Annotated in this window: 15 protein-coding genes and 2 tRNA genes; 1 reads left to right on the top strand and 16 read right to left on the bottom strand. The window is 58.6% G+C overall.

Features of this window, described 5'->3' with window-relative positions:
* Positions 1-29: 29 nt before the first annotated feature.
* The 13 genes from truB to rlmE form a co-directional block, all read right to left on the bottom strand.
* Positions 30-947 carry a tRNA pseudouridine(55) synthase TruB gene (gene truB, locus AB4N73_RS25560; RefSeq protein ID WP_150636060.1) on the bottom strand — a complete coding sequence of 306 codons (918 nt, stop codon included), beginning with the start codon at positions 945-947 and terminating at the stop codon, positions 30-32.
* 4 nt (positions 948-951) lie between these two features.
* Positions 952-1,353 (bottom strand): 30S ribosome-binding factor RbfA, encoded by a 402-nt coding sequence (gene rbfA / locus AB4N73_RS25555; RefSeq protein WP_016771753.1) that lies wholly within the window; start codon positions 1,351-1,353, stop codon positions 952-954.
* A 159-nt stretch (positions 1,354-1,512) separates the two neighbouring features.
* Positions 1,513-4,038 (bottom strand): translation initiation factor IF-2, encoded by a 2,526-nt coding sequence (infB, locus tag AB4N73_RS25550; RefSeq protein WP_041477933.1) that lies wholly within the window; start codon positions 4,036-4,038, stop codon positions 1,513-1,515.
* Positions 4,039-4,065: 27 nt separating this feature from the next.
* Positions 4,066-5,547 (bottom strand): transcription termination factor NusA, encoded by a 1,482-nt coding sequence (nusA, locus tag AB4N73_RS25545; RefSeq protein WP_024011569.1) that lies wholly within the window; start codon positions 5,545-5,547, stop codon positions 4,066-4,068.
* Positions 5,548-5,594: 47 nt separating this feature from the next.
* The gene (gene rimP, locus AB4N73_RS25540) at positions 5,595-6,053 is read right to left on the bottom strand and encodes a ribosome maturation factor RimP (RefSeq protein ID WP_007973115.1); all 459 of its coding nucleotides are present in this window, start codon (positions 6,051-6,053) and stop codon (positions 5,595-5,597) included.
* Between the two features lie 139 nt (positions 6,054-6,192).
* A tRNA-Met gene (locus AB4N73_RS25535) sits at positions 6,193-6,269 on the bottom strand.
* 97 nt (positions 6,270-6,366) lie between these two features.
* Positions 6,367-6,452: transfer RNA gene (locus AB4N73_RS25530), tRNA-Leu, on the bottom strand.
* Positions 6,453-6,474: 22 nt separating this feature from the next.
* Positions 6,475-6,858, bottom strand: a complete 384-nt coding sequence (gene secG / locus AB4N73_RS25525) for a preprotein translocase subunit SecG (protein WP_016771756.1) — start codon at positions 6,856-6,858, stop codon at positions 6,475-6,477.
* Positions 6,859-6,862: 4 nt separating this feature from the next.
* Positions 6,863-7,618, bottom strand: a complete 756-nt coding sequence (gene tpiA / locus AB4N73_RS25520; protein ID WP_041477932.1) for a triose-phosphate isomerase — start codon at positions 7,616-7,618, stop codon at positions 6,863-6,865.
* Between the two features lie 65 nt (positions 7,619-7,683).
* Entirely contained in the window at positions 7,684-9,021 is a 1,338-nt protein-coding gene (gene glmM / locus AB4N73_RS25515; protein ID WP_041477931.1) for a phosphoglucosamine mutase, read from the bottom strand.
* 16 nt (positions 9,022-9,037) lie between these two features.
* Positions 9,038-9,889: a dihydropteroate synthase gene (folP, locus tag AB4N73_RS25510; RefSeq protein WP_150743386.1), complete on the bottom strand. Its 852-nt coding sequence runs from the start codon at positions 9,887-9,889 to the stop codon at positions 9,038-9,040.
* An 8-nt stretch (positions 9,890-9,897) separates the two neighbouring features.
* Positions 9,898-11,805: an ATP-dependent zinc metalloprotease FtsH gene (gene ftsH, locus AB4N73_RS25505; RefSeq protein WP_016771759.1), complete on the bottom strand. Its 1,908-nt coding sequence runs from the start codon at positions 11,803-11,805 to the stop codon at positions 9,898-9,900.
* Positions 11,806-12,007: 202 nt separating this feature from the next.
* Positions 12,008-12,637 carry a 23S rRNA (uridine(2552)-2'-O)-methyltransferase RlmE gene (gene rlmE / locus AB4N73_RS25500; RefSeq protein ID WP_016771760.1) on the bottom strand — a complete coding sequence of 210 codons (630 nt, stop codon included), beginning with the start codon at positions 12,635-12,637 and terminating at the stop codon, positions 12,008-12,010.
* Positions 12,638-12,738: 101 nt separating this feature from the next.
* Here rlmE and AB4N73_RS25495 point away from each other — a divergent pair, with 101 nt between their 5' ends.
* The gene (locus tag AB4N73_RS25495; protein ID WP_016771761.1) at positions 12,739-13,047 is read left to right on the top strand and encodes a YhbY family RNA-binding protein; all 309 of its coding nucleotides are present in this window, start codon (positions 12,739-12,741) and stop codon (positions 13,045-13,047) included.
* Positions 13,048-13,056: 9 nt separating this feature from the next.
* Here AB4N73_RS25495 and AB4N73_RS25490 read toward each other — a convergent pair whose 3' ends face one another.
* Genes AB4N73_RS25490 through carB form a run of 3 tightly spaced genes read right to left on the bottom strand, consistent with a single transcriptional unit; the run spans position 13,057 to position 17,190 of the window.
* Complete coding sequence (locus AB4N73_RS25490) at positions 13,057-13,461, bottom strand: MFS transporter (RefSeq protein WP_150636055.1); 405 nt, start codon at positions 13,459-13,461, stop codon at positions 13,057-13,059.
* A 28-nt stretch (positions 13,462-13,489) separates the two neighbouring features.
* Complete coding sequence (greA, locus tag AB4N73_RS25485; protein WP_038861135.1) at positions 13,490-13,966, bottom strand: transcription elongation factor GreA; 477 nt, start codon at positions 13,964-13,966, stop codon at positions 13,490-13,492.
* A gap of 2 nt (positions 13,967-13,968) precedes the next feature.
* Complete coding sequence (carB, locus tag AB4N73_RS25480; protein WP_256809569.1) at positions 13,969-17,190, bottom strand: carbamoyl-phosphate synthase large subunit; 3,222 nt, start codon at positions 17,188-17,190, stop codon at positions 13,969-13,971.
* Positions 17,191-17,238 lie beyond the last annotated feature (48 nt).

Genomic DNA, 17,238 nt, shown 5'->3' with positions numbered 1-17,238 from the left:
CCGGCCCGCTTAACGCAGACCGGTTCCGGTCATTCTGACCGAATCAAGCGACGCGGCGCGATGCGCCCGTCTTCGCTCACTTCACCGATACCGATGAAGCGACCATTGTGATCCTGTACTCGTACCATGCCGAACTTCGGTGCATCCGGGGCACGTACCGGCTGGCCGTTGAGCCAGTAGAACGCGCTCGCTTCCGAGAAGTGCAGCAACGGCCAATCCTGCAGGCCGCTGTCCGATGGCATCAGGAAGCGATCGATCGCTTCGTTGCCGCCTTCGGCATGTACCGCTTCCAGCTCTTCGAGAGTAACAGTCTGCGCCAGGGTGAAAGGCCCGGCCTGGGTCCGACGCAATTCTGCGACGTACGCACCACAACCGAGTTGCTCACCGATATCCTCCACCAGGGTCCGAATATAGGTGCCCTTGCTGCAGTCCACCGCAAGCCGCGCAGTATCGCCTTCGAAGGCCAGCAATTCCAAGCGCGCAATAGTAACAGAACGCGGTTCGCGCTCCACTACTTCGCCTGCACGTGCCAGTTTGTACAGCGGCTGGCCATCACGCTTGAGTGCCGAGTACATCGGCGGTATCTGACTGATTTGCCCACGAAATTTCGGCAGAACCGCTTCGACATCGGCGCGACCAACGGTCACCGGACGCTCCTGCAAAACCTCGCCTTCGGCATCGGCCGTGGTGGTGGTCTTGCCCAGTTGCGCCAGAGTCTCGTAGCCCTTGTCGGAATCGAGCAGGTATTGCGAGAACTTGGTCGCCTCGCCGAAGCACAGCGGCAACACGCCGGTGGCCAACGGGTCGAGGCTGCCGGTGTGCCCGGCCTTCTCGGCATTGAGCAGCCAGCGTACCTTCTGCAATGCCGCGTTGGAGGTGAACCCCAACGGCTTGTCTAGCAGAATGATGCCGCTGACGTTACGACGGATACGTTTGACCTGAGCCACCGAATTACTCCTTGGTGTCTTCAGGTGCTGGAGCGGCAACGTGCTGATTGTCTTCAGCGACGGCGCGCTCAATCAGCGCCGACAGGTGCGCGCCACGCACGACGGATTCGTCGTAGTGGAAGTGCAGTTGCGGCACGCTGCGCAGCTTCATTTCGCGGGCCAATTGCATGCGCAGGAAGCCTGCGGCGGCATTGAGCACCTTGATGCTTTGCGCGATGTCTTCAGCGTTGTCCTGCCCCATCACGGTGATGAAAATCTTCGCGTGACCGACGTCACGGGACACTTCCACAGCGGTGATGGTGACCAGGCCGACGCGCGGGTCTTTGACTTCGCGACGGATCAGTTGCGCCAGCTCGCGCTGCATCTGATCGCCGATACGTTGGGTACGGCTGTATTCTTTTGCCATGATTTGTTACCTGTTACTGCCCAGCGGTGAAACCCGCAAGGTCTGAAAGCGGCAAACGCCCGGCCTGACAAAAGCCAGACCGGGCGTTGCGTTTAGAGTCCGGACGCTGTGCCGTGCATTTGCATGCGACGGCCCATCGTGGCCCTTGAAGTGCGCGAGTCAGAGGCTGCGAGCAACCTGAACCTTCTCGAAGACTTCGATCTTGTCGCCGACTTTGACGTCGTTGTAGCTCTTCACGCCGATACCGCATTCCATGCCGGCACGTACTTCGGAAGCGTCATCCTTGAAGCGGCGCAGGGATTCCAGCTCGCCTTCGAAGATAACGATGTCTTCACGCAGTACACGGATCGGACGGTTACGGTGCACAACACCTTCGATCACCATGCAGCCGGCGATCGCGCCAAACTTCGGCGAACGGAACACGTCACGCACTTCGGCCACACCCAGGATGTTCTCGCGAACATCGCTGCCGAGCATGCCGGTCAGGGCTTTCTTGACGTCTTCGATGATGTCGTAGATCACGTTGTAGTAACGCATATCCAGACCTTCCTGCTCGACGATCTTGCGAGCGCCGGCATCGGCACGCACGTTGAAGCCGAACAGTACAGCGTTGGAAGCCAGTGCCAGGTTGGCGTCGGATTCGGTGATACCACCGACACCGCCACCCACGACGCGCACTTGTACTTCGTCGTTACCCAGGCCATTCAAGGCACCGTTCAACGCTTCCAGCGAACCACGGACGTCGGATTTGAGGACGATGTTGAGCGTCTTCTTCTCGGCCTGACCCATGTTTTCGAAGATATTTTCCAGCTTGCCGGCGTGAGCGCGAGCCAATTTGACTTCGCGGAACTTGCCTTGACGGAACAGAGCCACTTCACGGGCTTTCTTCTCGTCGGCAACCACGCTCATCTCGTCGCCAGCGTCCGGGGTACCGTCCAGGCCGAGGATCTCGACAGGGATGGATGGACCGGCTTCCTTGATCGGCTTGCCGTTCTCGTCGAGCATGGCACGCACGCGGCCGTAGTTCGAACCGACCAGGACCATGTCGCCTTGACGCAGCGTACCGTCCTGAACGAGCACGGTTGCCACCGGGCCACGACCCTTGTCGAGACGCGATTCAACCACCACACCACGGCCAGGAGCCGACGGTGTAGCTTTCAGTTCGAGAACTTCGGCCTGCAGCAGAACGGCTTCAAGCAGCTCGTCCACGCCAGTACCCATCTTCGCCGAAACCGGTACGAATGGCGTGTCGCCACCCCAGTCTTCGGAAGTCACGCCGTGAACCGACAGTTCGCTGCGGATGCGATCGAGATCGGCGCCCGGCTTGTCGATCTTGTTCACTGCTACCACCAGCGGCACGCCAGCTGCCTGAGCATGCTGAACCGCTTCGATGGTTTGCGGCATCACGCCGTCGTCCGCTGCAACCACGAGGATCACGATGTCGGTCGCCTTGGCACCACGGGCACGCATTGCGGTAAACGCAGCGTGACCCGGGGTGTCGAGGAAAGTGACCATGCCGCGATCAGTCTCAACGTGGTATGCACCGATGTGCTGGGTGATACCGCCGGCTTCGCCAGCAGCTACCTTGGCACGACGGATGTAGTCGAGCAGGGAAGTCTTACCGTGGTCAACGTGGCCCATTACGGTCACGACTGGTGCACGGGAGAACGACTCACCTTCAAACTTCAGGGACTCGGCCAGGGAATCTTCCAGAGCGGTGTCGCTGACCAGGGTCACTTTGTGGCCCAGTTCTTCGGCTACCAGTTGAGCAGTTTCCTGATCAAGCACCTGGTTGATGGTCGCTGGGGTACCCAGTTTGAACATGAACTTGATGATTTCAGCAGCCTTGACCGACATCTGATTGGCCAGATCGCCAACCGTGATGGTCTCGCCGATCTGCACATCACGCACGACAGGGCCGGTCGGGCTCTGGAAACCGTGGGCGTTGCGTTTCTTCAGCTTGGCCTTGCCGCGACCACCACGACGGAAGCCATCGCTTTCTTCGTCGGTAGTGCGTGGCGCCACACGTGGTGCCGGGGCTTTTTCTTTGACCGATGCGCGATGCGGAGCGTTTTTGCGCTCGCCATCACCGCCGCCGCTGCGACGATTGTTATCGTCGGCACGTGGCTTGTCCGGACGGCGCTGTTCGTTCTGCTTGTTGCGAACGTCAGCCGATGGAGCAGGAGCAGCAGCCACCGGTGCGCTTTCGCGAACAGGTTCGGCAGCAGCCGGTGCCGCAACGGCGTCGCTGGCAGCGGTTTGCGCAGCAGCAGGCTGGCGACGCGCTTCTTCTTCGGCGCGCTGCTTGGCTTCTTCTTCAGCCTTCTGACGGGCAGCATTTTCTACTGCGCGACGCTCATCCAGTTCACGCTTGCGCTCGGCTTCGATTTCTTCCGGGCTGCGCTGTACGAAAACTTTCTTCTTGCGAACTTCAACGCTGATGCTCTTGCTACCAGCCACACGCAGGGTGCTGGTGGTTTTACGCTGCAGCGTGATCTTGCGTGGTTCTTCCACTTTCGCCTTGTGACTGCTCTTCAAGTGAGTCAGCAGGGATTGCTTCTCACTGTCAGTCACATTTTCGTCGGCGGCGGTGTGCGGCAGACCTGCCTCACGCATCTGCTGCAACAGGCGCTCTACCGGTGTTTTGACCTCATCGGCCAGTTGTTTCACCGTGACTTGCGTCATGCACTTCTCTCCTCAGGCCGCGCCTAATTACTCGAACCAGTGGGCTCGGGCGGCCATGATCAACTTGCCGGCACGATCATCGTCAATGCCGTCGATGTCGAGCAGGTCGTCAATAGACTGCTCGGCCAGGTCTTCGCGGGTAATTACGCCGCGCACCGCCAGTTCCATCGCCAAATCCTTGTCCATACCCTCAAGCGAGAGCAGGTCTTCGGCCGGATGGGCGTCTGCCAGCTTTTCCTCAGTAGCGATGGCTTTGGTCAACAAGCGATCCTTGGCGCGAGCACGAAGCTCGTTGACGATGTCCTCGTCAAAGCCGTCGATGTTGAGCATTTCCTCCACCGGTACGTAGGCAATCTCTTCCAGGCTGGTGAAGCCTTCATCTACCAGCACCTGAGCCAGTTCTTCGTCGACTTCCAGCTCGTCGATGAAGTTGCGCAGGATGTCGCCGGTTTCTGCTTGCTGCTTAGCCTGGATGTCCGATTCGGTCATCACGTTCAGGGTCCAGCCAGTCAACTGGCTCGCCAGACGCACGTTCTGACCACCGCGACCGATGGCCTGAGCCAGATTGTCTGCGCCAACGGCGATGTCCATGGCATGGGCATCTTCGTCAACGATAATTGCCGCAACCTCGGCCGGGGACATGGCGTTGATAACGAACTGGGCCGGGTTGTCGTCCCACAGCACGATATCAACACGCTCACCGCCCAACTCACCCGATACCGCCTGGACGCGCGAACCGCGCATACCGATGCAGGCACCTTGCGGGTCGATGCGCTTGTCCTTGGAGCGGACAGCGATCTTGGCACGCGAACCCGGATCACGGGAGGCGGCCATGACCTCGATGAGGCCTTCGGCGATTTCCGGCACTTCGATACGGAACAGCTCGATCAGCATTTCCGGCGCGGTACGCGACAGGATCAGCTGCGGGCCGCGGTTCTCGGTGCGGATTTCCTTGAGCAGCGCACGCAGACGCACGCCGACACGGAAGGTTTCGCGAGAAATGATGTCTTCACGGGCCAGCAATGCTTCAGCATTGTTGCCCAGATCGACGATCACGTTGTCGCGGGTAACTTTTTTCACGGTGCCGGAGATGATTTCTCCCAGGCGCTCGCGATAGGCGTCGACCACTTGAGCGCGCTCGGCTTCGCGAACTTTCTGCACGATGACCTGCTTGGCAGTCTGTGCAGCGATGCGGCCGAACTCGATGGATTCGATTTTCTCTTCGACGACGTCACCGACCTTGGCACCAGGATGCGTTTCGGCAACCTTGCTTGGCCAGGTCTCGATGGCCGGATCGTCGAGATCATTCTCTTCGACGACCGTCCAGCGACGGAAGGTTTCGTAAGAACCGGTGTGGCGGTTGATTTCCACACGCAGGTCCACTTCGTCTTCAAAACGCTTTTTGGTAGCAGTGGCCAGAGCCAGCTCCAGCGCTTCAAAAATTACGCTTGCCGGTACACCCTTTTCATTGGATACCGACTCAACAACCAGCAGTACTTCTTTGCTCATCGTACGCCTCGCCTTTCGCAAGCCATTGGATCCGCGGGATCCGCGTCTCAGTCAAAACTGGGAATAATGTTGGCCTTGTCGATCATATCGATCGGCAACAGGAACTCGTGGTCTTCTACCTGCACCACGACGTCCTGCTCTTCTACACCGCGCAGAAGGCCCTGAAAGTTGCGTCGACCTTCGAAAGGCGAGCGCAGCTTGATCTTCACTTGTTCACCGGCAAATTTGGCAAACTGCTCAAGAGTGAACAGCGGGCGCTCCATGCCAGGCGAGGAAACTTCAAGGGTGTATTCAACGGAGATCGGATCTTCAACATCCAGAACGCCGCTGATCTGACGGCTGACAATGGCGCAATCGTCCACCAGCACGCCACCCTCTTTATCGATATAAACGCGCAACATCGAGTGACGACCCTGAGCCGAAAACTCGATACCCCAGCATTCATAGCCCAGGGCCACGACCACCGGGGCCAGCAAGGCCTGCAACTCTTCTAGCTTGCTCGACACCTGAACCCCCTAGTGCATGATATGTGCATGCTTTGCAAAATAAAAAAATGGGCATAACGCCCATCCTTGAAACGCCGTCGAACAGCGGCGTTGAAAGTATCCAGCTAACAAAAAGCCCCTTAAAAGGGGCTCCTTAAACTGGTTGCGGGGGCCGGATTTGAACCGACGACCTTCGGGTTATGAGCCCGACGAGCTACCAGACTGCTCCACCCCGCGACAAAGCTGGGGCGGAAGTATACGACCGATCCCTTTTAGGGTCAATGTAACCTTCCACCTGCAAGAAAGCCCGCAACAGCGGGCTCTCCTGACTAATTGGTACCGAGAAGGGGACTCGAACCCCTACACCCTATGGGCACAACCACCTCAAGGTTGCGTGTCTACCAATTCCACCACCTCGGCAATACTACGTTTGAAACCCTTCTTACTTCTGCTCTTGAGCTGGAGGCACGTCAGTCGCTGGAGTAGCCGACTTTTGCTCTTGAAGCACCGGGACATCATCAGAAGCCGGTTGTTGCTTAGGTACTTCCAACACTGCTGGATCTGGAAGACCTGCTTGAGTCAGCTGATGAGCTTTCTCTTTAGCAAAGTAACCTAACCCCAAGCTGGTTATGAAGAAACCGGCGGCAAGTATAGCAGTAAACTTACTAAGAAAGGTAGAGGAACCTTGGCTTCCGAACACAGTATTTGAAGCACCTGCTCCGAAAGACGCGCCAGCGTCCGCACCCTTACCCTGCTGCAGCAAAACCAGAGCAACTACGCCCAATGCACCCAGCAGATGAAAAACGACTACGACTGTTTCCAGCATTTTTTCAGTTTCCCGCGGCGCGACAAATCGCACCGAACTCATCTGCATTCAGGGAAGCTCCACCAATGAGCCCCCCATCGATATCCGGCATGCCGAACAGTTCGACCGCATTGGCCGCCTTCACGCTGCCGCCGTATAGAAGCCGCACACCTCGTGCGACTTCAGAATTCTCTGCCGCCAACTGCTCGCGAATGGCCTTATGCACATCCTGAGCCTGTTGCGGCGTTGCAGTCAGCCCGGTACCAATGGCCCAGACCGGCTCGTAAGCAATAACTGCCTTGGCAAAGGCACCGACACCCAGCTCCTCGATGATGCTGCCCAGCTGACGCCCGACAACTTCAAGAGTTTTTCCGGCTTCGCGCTGCTCGAGGGTCTCCCCTACACACAACACCGGAATCAAGCCACATGCCTGTGCCGCTGCGAACTTGCGATTCAGCATCCCGTCTCGCTCGCCGAGAATCTGGCGGCGTTCGGAGTGCCCGACAAGCACCAGGGAACAACCTGCATCCACCAGTTGGCTGGGAGCAATCTCACCAGTCAACGCACCTTGCATGGCTTCCACCGCAGAATTCTGCGCGCCGACCGAAATCGACTTGCCTTTCAAGCCATCAATCACTTGATTGATATACAAGCAAGGCGGGAACACCGCGACATCAACACCGCTAGGCAAGGCCAGATGACGAAGGCCGTTGATCAGCTCAGCGACGCTGGCGCGGGTACCGTGCATCTTCCAGTTACCAGCTACCATAGGGCGACGCATGCTGTACCTCGTCGGTCAAAGTGGGCGCAGATGTTACCCAACACAATCATGGCTTGCAAGCCGTATCAGGCAGAAACTTCGGTTACCAGTTTTGCCAGCTCTTCGGCATAGCCGCGAACCTGGTTTTCGTCCTCGCCTTCGACCATTACGCGCACCAAAGGCTCTGTGCCGGACTTGCGCAGAAGCACGCGACCGCGCCCCGCCATCGCCTGAGTTACACGGGCACTGGCTTCCTTGACAGCCGGATGCTCCAGAGGGCTTTCACCGCCGCCAAAGCGAACGTTGATCAGCACCTGAGGGCACTTGCGCAACGCCTGCCGCGTTTGCGCCAGACCTTCGTTGCGGGATTTCAGAGCCATCAACACCTGCAGAGCCGCGATGATCGCGTCGCCCGTGGTGGTGTGGTTGAAGCAGACCACATGCCCGGAGTTTTCCCCACCAACGAGCCAGTTGCGCTCTTGCAGTTCGGCAATCACGTAGCGGTCACCGACATTGGCGCGAACGAACGGGATCGACAGATCCGCAAGGGCCAGTTCGAGACCAAGATTGCTCATCAACGTACCGACGACGCCACCCTGCAACTTGCCACGCTCATGCAGATCGCGGGCAATGATAAACAGCAGGTCGTCACCATCAACAATGGCGCCGGTGTGATCGACCATCAGTACCCGATCGCCATCACCGTCGAAGGCGATACCCAGGTCCGCATGCTCAGCCAGAACGGCGGCCTGCAACGGCCCCATATGCGTGGAACCGCAGTTATCGTTGATGTTCAACCCATTCGGCTGGGCAGATAGCACGACAACTTCGGCACCCAGCTCACGGAAGACGCTAGGTGCAACCTTATAAGTCGCACCATGCGCGCAGTCGATGACGATCTTCAGGCCGGCGAAATTGGAGCCAGTAGGAACGCTGCTTTTGCAGAACTCGATGTAGCGACCCGATGCGTCATTGATTCGCGACACCTTGCCGATCTTGCTCGACTCGACAACGGTCATCGGCGTGTCGAGCAATTCTTCGATCATCAACTCCAACTCATCCGGCAGCTTGGTGCCTTTACCGGAGAAGAACTTGATGCCGTTGTCATCATGCGGGTTGTGCGAGGCACTTATCACGATACCGGCTTCAGCCTGGAACGTACGCGACAGATAAGCGATGGCAGGCGTCGGCATCGGGCCGAGCAGCATCACATCGGCGCCCGCCGAGGTCAGCCCGGCCTCGAGTGCCGATTCGAACATATAACCGGAGATCCGCGTGTCCTTGCCGACCAGCACCTTGCAGGCCCCCATCTTGCGGAAAGCCATACCAGCCGCCCAGCCGAGCTTGAGCATGAAGTCAGGCGTGATCGGGTATTCACCAACACGACCGCGAATGCCGTCGGTACCAAAATATTTCTTGCTCATAAGTGCTCCATCATTCTTATTCGGCTGATTCAACGGCCGCGATCATTCGCACAACATCGACGGTTTCCGCCACATCGTGGACGCGCAATATACGTGCGCCTTTAACTGACGCCAGCGCCGCCAGCGCCAGTCCGCCGTGCAGGCGCTCGCCCACGGGACGGTTCAACGCGTGGCCAATCATACTCTTGCGCGAAACACCTACCAGCAATGGCCGTCCCAGCGCATGCAGAGCCTCCATGTGTTTGAACAAGCTTAGATTGTGCTGCAAGGTCTTGGCGAAGCCGAAGCCGGGATCAAGAATGATCCGCTCGGCGGGGATACCCGCCTGCGCGCACTGCTCCATGCGCTCGGCGAGAAACTCAGCGACCTCGCGAGTAACATCCTGATACTGCGGATTATCCTGCATATCGCCCGGTTCGCCGAGCATGTGCATGAGGCAGACCGGCAATCCGGTAGCCGCCGCCGCATCCAGCGCGCCATCGCGACGCAACGAACGCACATCGTTGATCAGGCCGGCACCGAGCCGTGCGGTTTCGCGCATGACTGCCGGGGTGGAAGTATCGACCGAGATGATGACATCCAACTCGCGATTGATCAGCTCGACAATCGGCGCGACGCGCTCAAGTTCCTCCAGAGGAGAGACCGCTCGCGCACCCGGCCGGGTCGACTCGCCGCCGACATCAATCAGCGTCGCGCCAGCCAGCACCATGGCTTCGGCATGGCGCAGCGCCGCATCGAGCTGGCTGTAGCGGCCGCCGTCGGAAAAGGAATCAGGAGTGACATTGAGAATGCCCATGACATGCGTCTGGGCCAAATCAAGAACCCGGTTGCCACAAGGCAACCGGGTCAGGGACTGTACAGAAGTCATTTCAAGCCTTAAACGTCAGCAGCCGGACCGCCAATCGGTTTTTCCGGACGCTCATCCTGCACGACAGGCGGCGGAGGCGTACCGGTGCCACCCGACCAGTCGCGAGGTTCGCGAGGTGTGCGGCCGGCCATGATGTCGTCAATCTGCTCGGCATCGATGGTTTCGTACTTCATCAGCGCATCAGCCATGGCATCCAGCTTGTCACGGTTATCCGTGAGGATCTGCTTGGCGGTGCCGTAGCACTGATCAATGATGCTGCGCACTTCGGAGTCGATCAGTTTGGCTGTCTCACCGGAGAAGCTGGCAGCCTGACCACCACCGCCACGACCGAGGAACACTTCACCCTCTTCTTCGGCATACATCAGCGGACCGAGTTTTTCCGACAACCCCCATTTCGTCACCATGTTCCGGGCAATCTGACTTGCACGCATGATGTCGTTGGAGGCACCGGTAGTCACACCATCGAAGCCCAGGGTCATTTCTTCAGCGATACGGCCACCGTACAACGAGCAGATCTGGCTGATCAGCGCACGTTTGGACAGGCTGTAGCGATCTTCTTCCGGCAGGAACATGGTCACACCCAGCGCACGACCGCGCGGAATGATAGACACCTTGTAGACCGGATCATGCTCGGGAACAACGCGACCGACAATGGCATGGCCAGCTTCGTGGTAGGCCGTGTTCTGCTTTTCTTTCTCGGACATGACCATGGATTTGCGCTCGGCACCCATCATGATCTTGTCTTTCGCCAGTTCGAACTCTTTCATCTCGACGATACGCTTGCCGCTACGGGCAGCGAACAGCGACGCTTCGTTGACCAGGTTGGCCAGGTCAGCACCGGAGAAACCAGGAGTACCACGCGCGATCACTGCCGGAGCAACGTCGTCGCCCATTGGCACTTTGCGCATGTGCACTTTCAGAATCTGCTCGCGACCACGAATGTCTGGCAAGCCAACCACCACCTGACGGTCGAAACGGCCCGGACGCAGCAGCGCAGGGTCGAGCACGTCCGGACGGTTGGTCGCAGCAATCACGATGATGCCGTCATTCATTTCGAAGCCGTCCATCTCTACCAGCAACTGGTTGAGAGTCTGCTCACGTTCGTCGTGACCGCCACCCATGCCGGCGCCACGATGGCGACCTACGGCATCGATTTCGTCGATGAAGATGATGCAAGGGGCGTGCTTCTTGGCCTGCTCGAACATGTCGCGGACGCGGCTGGCGCCGACACCGACGAACATTTCGACAAAGTCGGAACCGGAAATGGTGAAGAACGGCACTTTCGCTTCGCCGGCAATCGCCTTGGCCAGCAAGGTTTTACCGGTACCCGGCGGGCCGACCATCAGCACGCCGCGCGGGATACGACCGCCCAGACGCTGAAATTTGCCCGGATCACGCAGGAACTCGACCAGCTCGCCGACTTCTTCCTTGGCTTCGTCGCAACCGGCAACGTCAGCCAAAGTGGTTTTCACCTGATCTTCAGAGAGCAGGCGCGCCTTGCTCTTGCCGAAGCTCATCGGCCCGCCCTTGCCACCGGCACCACCCTGCATCTGGCGCATGAAGAACATGAACACCGCGATGATCACCAGGATCGGGAAGCTGGCTACCAGAAGCTGAGTCCAGATGCTTTGCTGTTCAGGCTGCTTGCCTTCAACCACAACGTGATTGTCGACCAGATCGCCGATCAGGCCATTGTCCTGAATTGCCGGACGAATGGTCTTGAAGCTGTCGCCATCGGTGCGCTTGCCGGTAATCACATAGCCGTCAACGGCTACGCGCTCGACCTTGCCATCCTTGACCTGCTGGATGAAGTCGGAATAGTTGAGGGTCTGCGGCTCGTTAGGGCTGGAGAAGTTGTTCATCACCGTCACCAGGACTGCCGCGATGATCAACCACAGGATCAGATTCTTTGCCATATCGTTCAATTAACTACCCTCTGAAGCAAGCTCCGCTACTGGCGCGCGCTTCGCATGATATTCACCGGCCTAACTTACTACATTACCTACAACTCTGGCAGGCGCCGTCTGTAACCCTTTGTGAAACACTTTCTACACAATATTCGCTTATGCCTGCAGAGCGAAATATGAAAAACCTATCGCCCTGCCGAAAAACCTCGTTTTACGCATCACCGCCACGATAACCCCAGGCCAGCATGTACTGCTCACGGGAGCTGCCACGGGAAGAGTCTGGCTTGATCATCTGGATCTTGTCGAATTTCTTCCGAGCATCCTTCAGATAAACGTCAAACCCTTCGCCCTGAAAAATCTTGATGACGAAGTTGCCACCGGGCTTGAGGATCCGTTCCGCCAGGTCCAGAGCCAGCTCGCACAGGAACATGGCCTTGGGCATATCCACTTCGGGCGTACCACTCATATTGGGGGCCATATCGGAAATCACAAGGTCCACCTGCGAATTACCCACGGCCTCCAGGATTTCAGCGAGCACCGAGTCCTCCGTGAAGTCGCCCTGGATAAAATGCACGTCCGGAATGCTGTCCATTTCCAGGATGTCCGAAGCGATCAGACGCCCTTGGCCACCGATGAGCCGACTGGTCACCTGCGACCAGCCACCCGGCGCCGCGCCGAGGTCGACCACGCTCATGCCCGGGCGGATCAATTTGTATTTTTCCTGGATCTCCAGCAGCTTGTAACTTGCACGCGAGCGGTAGCCATCCTTCTGCGCCTGCTTCACATAAGGATCGTTGACATGTCTTTTCAGCCAACCAAGGCTTGTCTTGGAACGCGCCATTGGGCACCTCGATGATTAGGGTCGTGATTAGTTGGGCGGATCCACGAACCCTCGGGTAAAATGGCCGCCATTTTACAGAATCCAGACGAAAGGGTCAGATTATGCCGCTCACTCCAGAGCAGAAGAAACAGTACAAATCCATCGGCCACCACCTCAAACCAGTGTTGACGGTAGCGGACAACGGTTTGACTGAAGGTGTTTTAGCCGAACTTGAACGCGCCTTGGCCGATCACGAGCTGATCAAGATCAAGCTCAATATCCTCGATCGCGAGTCGCGCCTGGCGCACATCGCCGAGCTGTGCAAGGTCGGCAAAGCGGACCTGGTTCAGGTCATCGGCAAGATGGCTCTGGTCTACCGCAAGAACTTCAGCGCCAACAAGCAGCTGTCGAACGTTCATCGCTTCAAGTGATGCGCAGGGTCAAGGGTGTGCTTCGCGCACCCTGCCACCCCATCCCGGCACCGGCTGCATGACCAGCACCAGCCCGGAAAATCCCAGCACCAGATAACTGAATACCTGCCAGCGCTGCGCATCCGGCCAGCCGACACGCACAGCGACATACATCGCGCACGCGTACAACGCCATCAACAGCACCTGCCCGCGAAAATCCCGCCATAGACTGGCAAGGCCCTCGGCCTGTACCAGCACCAAAGCCTGAAAGATCACGCACAGAGCGGCGAACCCCACCACCAGCACTTCGAATGCACTGGCGACTTCGTCGATCAACAGCGGCGCCAAGCCGATCCGGCCCAGCGCCGGCTGCAAACCGACATGAATCAACCATAGGCCACCGACCCAAAGCATCTGGGTCAGTTGCCAAAGCATGGCGCCCGCATGCAGCGGGCGCCTTCTTTCAGATGTGACGAACTTCGACAATCTCGTACTCGATCACGCCGCTTGGCGTTTTGACGGCGACAACGTCACCCTCTTCCTTACCAATCAAGGCGCGGGCCAGCGGCGAACCGACGGAGATCTTGCCGAGTTTGAAGTCAGCCTCATCCTCACCCACGATGTGGTAAGTGACGCTTTCATCAGTCTCGACGTTGGCGATCTCGACGGTGGTACCGAAAATCACTTTACCGGTGTGAGGAATGGTCGTGACGTCGATGATGACCTGATTCTGAATCCGGCCCTCGATATCACGAATACGCGCTTCGACCATGCCTTGCTGTTCGCGGGCAGCATGGTATTCAGCGTTTTCCTTCAAGTCACCCAACTCGCGGGCCGTACCGATGTCCTGGCTGAGCTTCGGACGGACGACCTTGGTCAGGTGAGCATGCTCCTCTTCCAGGGCGCGAGCGCCCTGAACAGTCATTGGGTACTTGGTTATGCTCATGCCTTCAATCCTGCGTGTAGATCCTGCAAGCGGCGCACGGTCTTTTCCGGACCGAACTTCAGCGCTTCGCAGATCGCTTCGCCCGCAGCAATAGTGGTGGTGCAGTAGATCTTGTGCTGCAGGGCGTTGCGACGAATGGAGTACGAATCGGCGATCGACTGACGACCCTCGGTGGTGTTGATGATCAGCGTGACTTCGTCATTCTTGATCATGTCGACCACGTGCGGACGACCCTCGGTCACCTTGTTCACGCGGCGCACTTTCAGGCCTGCAGCTTCGATCAGCTTGGCAGTGCCGGCAGTGGCGACCACTTCGAAGCCCAAGTTGATCAGATCACGGGCCACGCCTGCAACCAGTGGTTTGTCGTCATCGCGCACGCTGATGAACGCGGTACCGCCGGTCGGCAGCACTTCACTGGCGCCCATCTGCGCTTTGGCGAATGCTTCGCCGAAGGTGTCGCCGACGCCCATCACTTCACCGGTCGACTTCATCTCTGGGCCGAGGATCGGGTCAACGCCGGGGAACTTGGCGAACGGGAACACCGCCTCTTTCACGCTGTAGAAGTTCGGGATGATTTCTTTGGTGAAGCCGATTTCCTGCAGGGTCTTACCGGCCATCACGCGCGCAGCGATCATCGCCAGGGAGACACCGATGCACTTGGAAACGAACGGCACGGTACGCGAGGCGCGCGGGTTGACTTCGATGACGTAGATGTCTTCGCCCTGCAAAGCCAATTGCACGTTCATCAGGCCGACAACGCCCAGTTCCAGAGCCATTTTCTTGACCTGTTCGCGCATCTCGTCCTGGATGTGCGCTGGCAGCGAGTACGGCGGCAGCGAGCAAGCGGAGTCACCGGAGTGAACGCCCGCCTGTTCGATGTGCTGCATGATCGCGCCGATCACTACATCTTTGCCGTCGCAGACCGCATCCACGTCCATTTCGATGGCGCAGTTGAGGAAGTGGTCGAGCAGCACCGGGCTGTCGTTGGACACTTGCACCGCGTCACGCAGATAGCGCTTGAGTTCGTCTTCCTTGTAAACGATTTCCATCGCACGGCCGCCCAGCACGTAGGACGGGCGCACCACCAGCGGATAACCGATCTTCGCCGCAGCACGAACGGCTTCGTCTTCGCTGCGCACAGTGGCGTTTGGCGGCTGACGCAGGTTCAGACGCTCGACCATTTGCTGGAAGCGCTCGCGGTCTTCGGCGCGGTCGATCGCGTCAGGGCTGGTGCCGATGATCGGCACGCCAGCAGCTTCCAGAGCACGAGCCAGTTTCAGCGGAGTCTGGCCGCCGTACTGGACGATCACGCCTTTCGGCTTCTCGACGCGGCAGATTTCCAGTACGTCTTCCAGGGTTACCGGCTCGAAGTACAGACGGTCGGAAGTGTCGTAGTCGGTGGAAACGGTTTCCGGGTTGCAGTTGACCATGATGGTTTCGTAGCCGTCTTCGCGCAGGGCGAGCGCAGCGTGAACGCAGCAATAGTCGAACTCGATGCCCTGGCCGATACGGTTCGGACCGCCACCCAGAATCATGATCTTGTCGCGACCCGACGGTGCTGCCTCGCACTCTTCCTCGTAGGTCGAGTACAGGTAAGCGGTGTCGGTAGCGAACTCGGCGGCGCAGGTGTCAACGCGCTTGTAGACCGGGAAGACTTCCAGCTTCTGACGATGCGTACGCAGGTTTTTCTCGGTCACGCCCAGCAGCTTGGCCAGACGCTGATCGGAGAAGCCTTTGCGCTTGAGCTTGAACATCAGGTCGCGGTCGATCGAGGACAGACCGAGGGTCTTGACCTTCTCTTCGTCCTTGATCAAGTCTTCGATCTGCACCAGGAACCAAGGGTCGATCATGTTCATGCCGAAGATATCTTCGACCGAGAGACCGGCGCGGAAGGCGTCCGCCACGTACCAGATACGCTCGGCGCCCGGCACGGTCAGTTCGCGCTTGAGCACGCTCATGCTGTCCGGGTTGCTCAGATCGAGCTTCTCGTCCAGACCGCAAACGCCGACTTCCAGACCGCGCAGGGCTTTCTGCAAGGATTCCTGGAAGGTCCGGCCGATGGCCATGACTTCGCCGACCGACTTCATTTGCGTGGTCAGGCGCGCGTCAGCCTTGGCGAATTTCTCGAAGGCGAAGCGTGGCAGCTTGGTAACGACGTAGTCGATCGACGGCTCGAAGGACGCCGGGGTCTTGCCGCCGGTGATGTCGTTCGACAGCTCGTCGAGGGTGTAACCCACAGCCAGTTTGGCCGCGACCTTGGCAATCGGGAAACCGGTGGCTTTCGAAGCCAGTGCCGAGGAGCGCGAAACACGCGGGTTCATTTCGATCACGACCATACGGCCAGTGTTCGGGCAGATACCGAACTGCACGTTGGAACCGCCGGTCTCGACGCCGATCTCGCGCAGTACCGCCAGCGAGGCGTTACGCAGGATCTGGTATTCCTTGTCGGTCAGCGTCTGGGCTGGAGCTACGGTGATCGAGTCGCCAGTGTGCACGCCCATCGGATCGAAGTTTTCGATCGAGCAGACGATGATGCAGTTGTCCTTTTTGTCGCGGACAACTTCCATCTCATATTCTTTCCAGCCGATCAGCGATTCGTCGATCAGCAGCTCTTTGGTCGGCGACAGGTCCAGACCACGGGCGCAGATTTCTTCGAACTCTTCACGGTTGTAAGCGATACCGCCACCGGTGCCGCCCATGGTGAAGGACGGACGGATGATGCACGGGAAACCGAGGGTTTCGAGGACCGCGTTGGCTTCTTCCATGCTGTGGGCGATGCCGGAACGCGGGCACGCCAGGCCGATGGATTTCATCGCCTTGTCGAAACGCGAACGGTCTTCAGCCTTGTCGATGGTGTCGGCGTTGGCACCGATCATCTCTACGCCGAACTTCTCGAGAACACCTTCGCGCTCCAGGTCCAGGGCGCAGTTCAGAGCGGTCTGGCCGCCCATGGTTGGCAGCACGGCGTCCGGACGCTCTTTTTCGATGATCTTGGCCACGGTCTGCCACTTGATCGGTTCGATGTAGGTGGCGTCGGCCATGTCCGGGTCGGTCATGATGGTGGCCGGGTTGGAGTTCACCAGGATGACGCGGTAACCCTCTTCGCGCAGGGCTTTGCAGGCCTGGGCGCCGGAGTAGTCGAATTCGCAGGCCTGGCCGATCACGATCGGGCCAGCGCCGAGAATCAGGATGCTTTTAATGTCTGTACGTTTTGGCATGGTTTGTCACTCAAATCCGCAGGTCAGTCGGCAAGCCGTCTTGATCGA

The organism is Pseudomonas sp. S3_B08 (assembly GCF_054667725.1).
Note: the sequence above shows the minus strand (reverse complement) of the source record. Positions and strands in the feature narration are given on the sequence as shown.

What these genes read in the sequence shown, in the direction of transcription:
- rbfA (WP_016771753.1), bottom strand. Translation starts at nt 1,353, where the DNA reads ATGGCAAAAGAATACAGCCGTACCCAACGTATCGGCGATCAGATGCAG.
- infB (WP_041477933.1), bottom strand. Translation starts at nt 4,038, where the DNA reads ATGACGCAAGTCACGGTGAAACAACTGGCCGATGAGGTCAAAACACCG.
- nusA (WP_024011569.1), bottom strand. Translation starts at nt 5,547, where the DNA reads ATGAGCAAAGAAGTACTGCTGGTTGTTGAGTCGGTATCCAATGAAAAG.
- secG (WP_016771756.1), bottom strand. Translation starts at nt 6,858, where the DNA reads ATGCTGGAAACAGTCGTAGTCGTTTTTCATCTGCTGGGTGCATTGGGC.
- tpiA (WP_041477932.1), bottom strand. Translation starts at nt 7,618, where the DNA reads ATGCGTCGCCCTATGGTAGCTGGTAACTGGAAGATGCACGGTACCCGC.
- glmM (WP_041477931.1), bottom strand. Translation starts at nt 9,021, where the DNA reads ATGAGCAAGAAATATTTTGGTACCGACGGCATTCGCGGTCGTGTTGGT.
- folP (WP_150743386.1), bottom strand. Translation starts at nt 9,889, where the DNA reads ATGACTTCTGTACAGTCCCTGACCCGGTTGCCTTGTGGCAACCGGGTT.
- ftsH (WP_016771759.1), bottom strand. Translation starts at nt 11,805, where the DNA reads ATGGCAAAGAATCTGATCCTGTGGTTGATCATCGCGGCAGTCCTGGTG.
- rlmE (WP_016771760.1), bottom strand. Translation starts at nt 12,637, where the DNA reads ATGGCGCGTTCCAAGACAAGCCTTGGTTGGCTGAAAAGACATGTCAAC.
- AB4N73_RS25495 (WP_016771761.1), top strand. Translation starts at nt 12,739, where the DNA reads ATGCCGCTCACTCCAGAGCAGAAGAAACAGTACAAATCCATCGGCCAC.
- AB4N73_RS25490 (WP_150636055.1), bottom strand. Translation starts at nt 13,461, where the DNA reads ATGCTTTGGCAACTGACCCAGATGCTTTGGGTCGGTGGCCTATGGTTG.
- carB (WP_256809569.1), bottom strand. Translation starts at nt 17,190, where the DNA reads ATGCCAAAACGTACAGACATTAAAAGCATCCTGATTCTCGGCGCTGGC.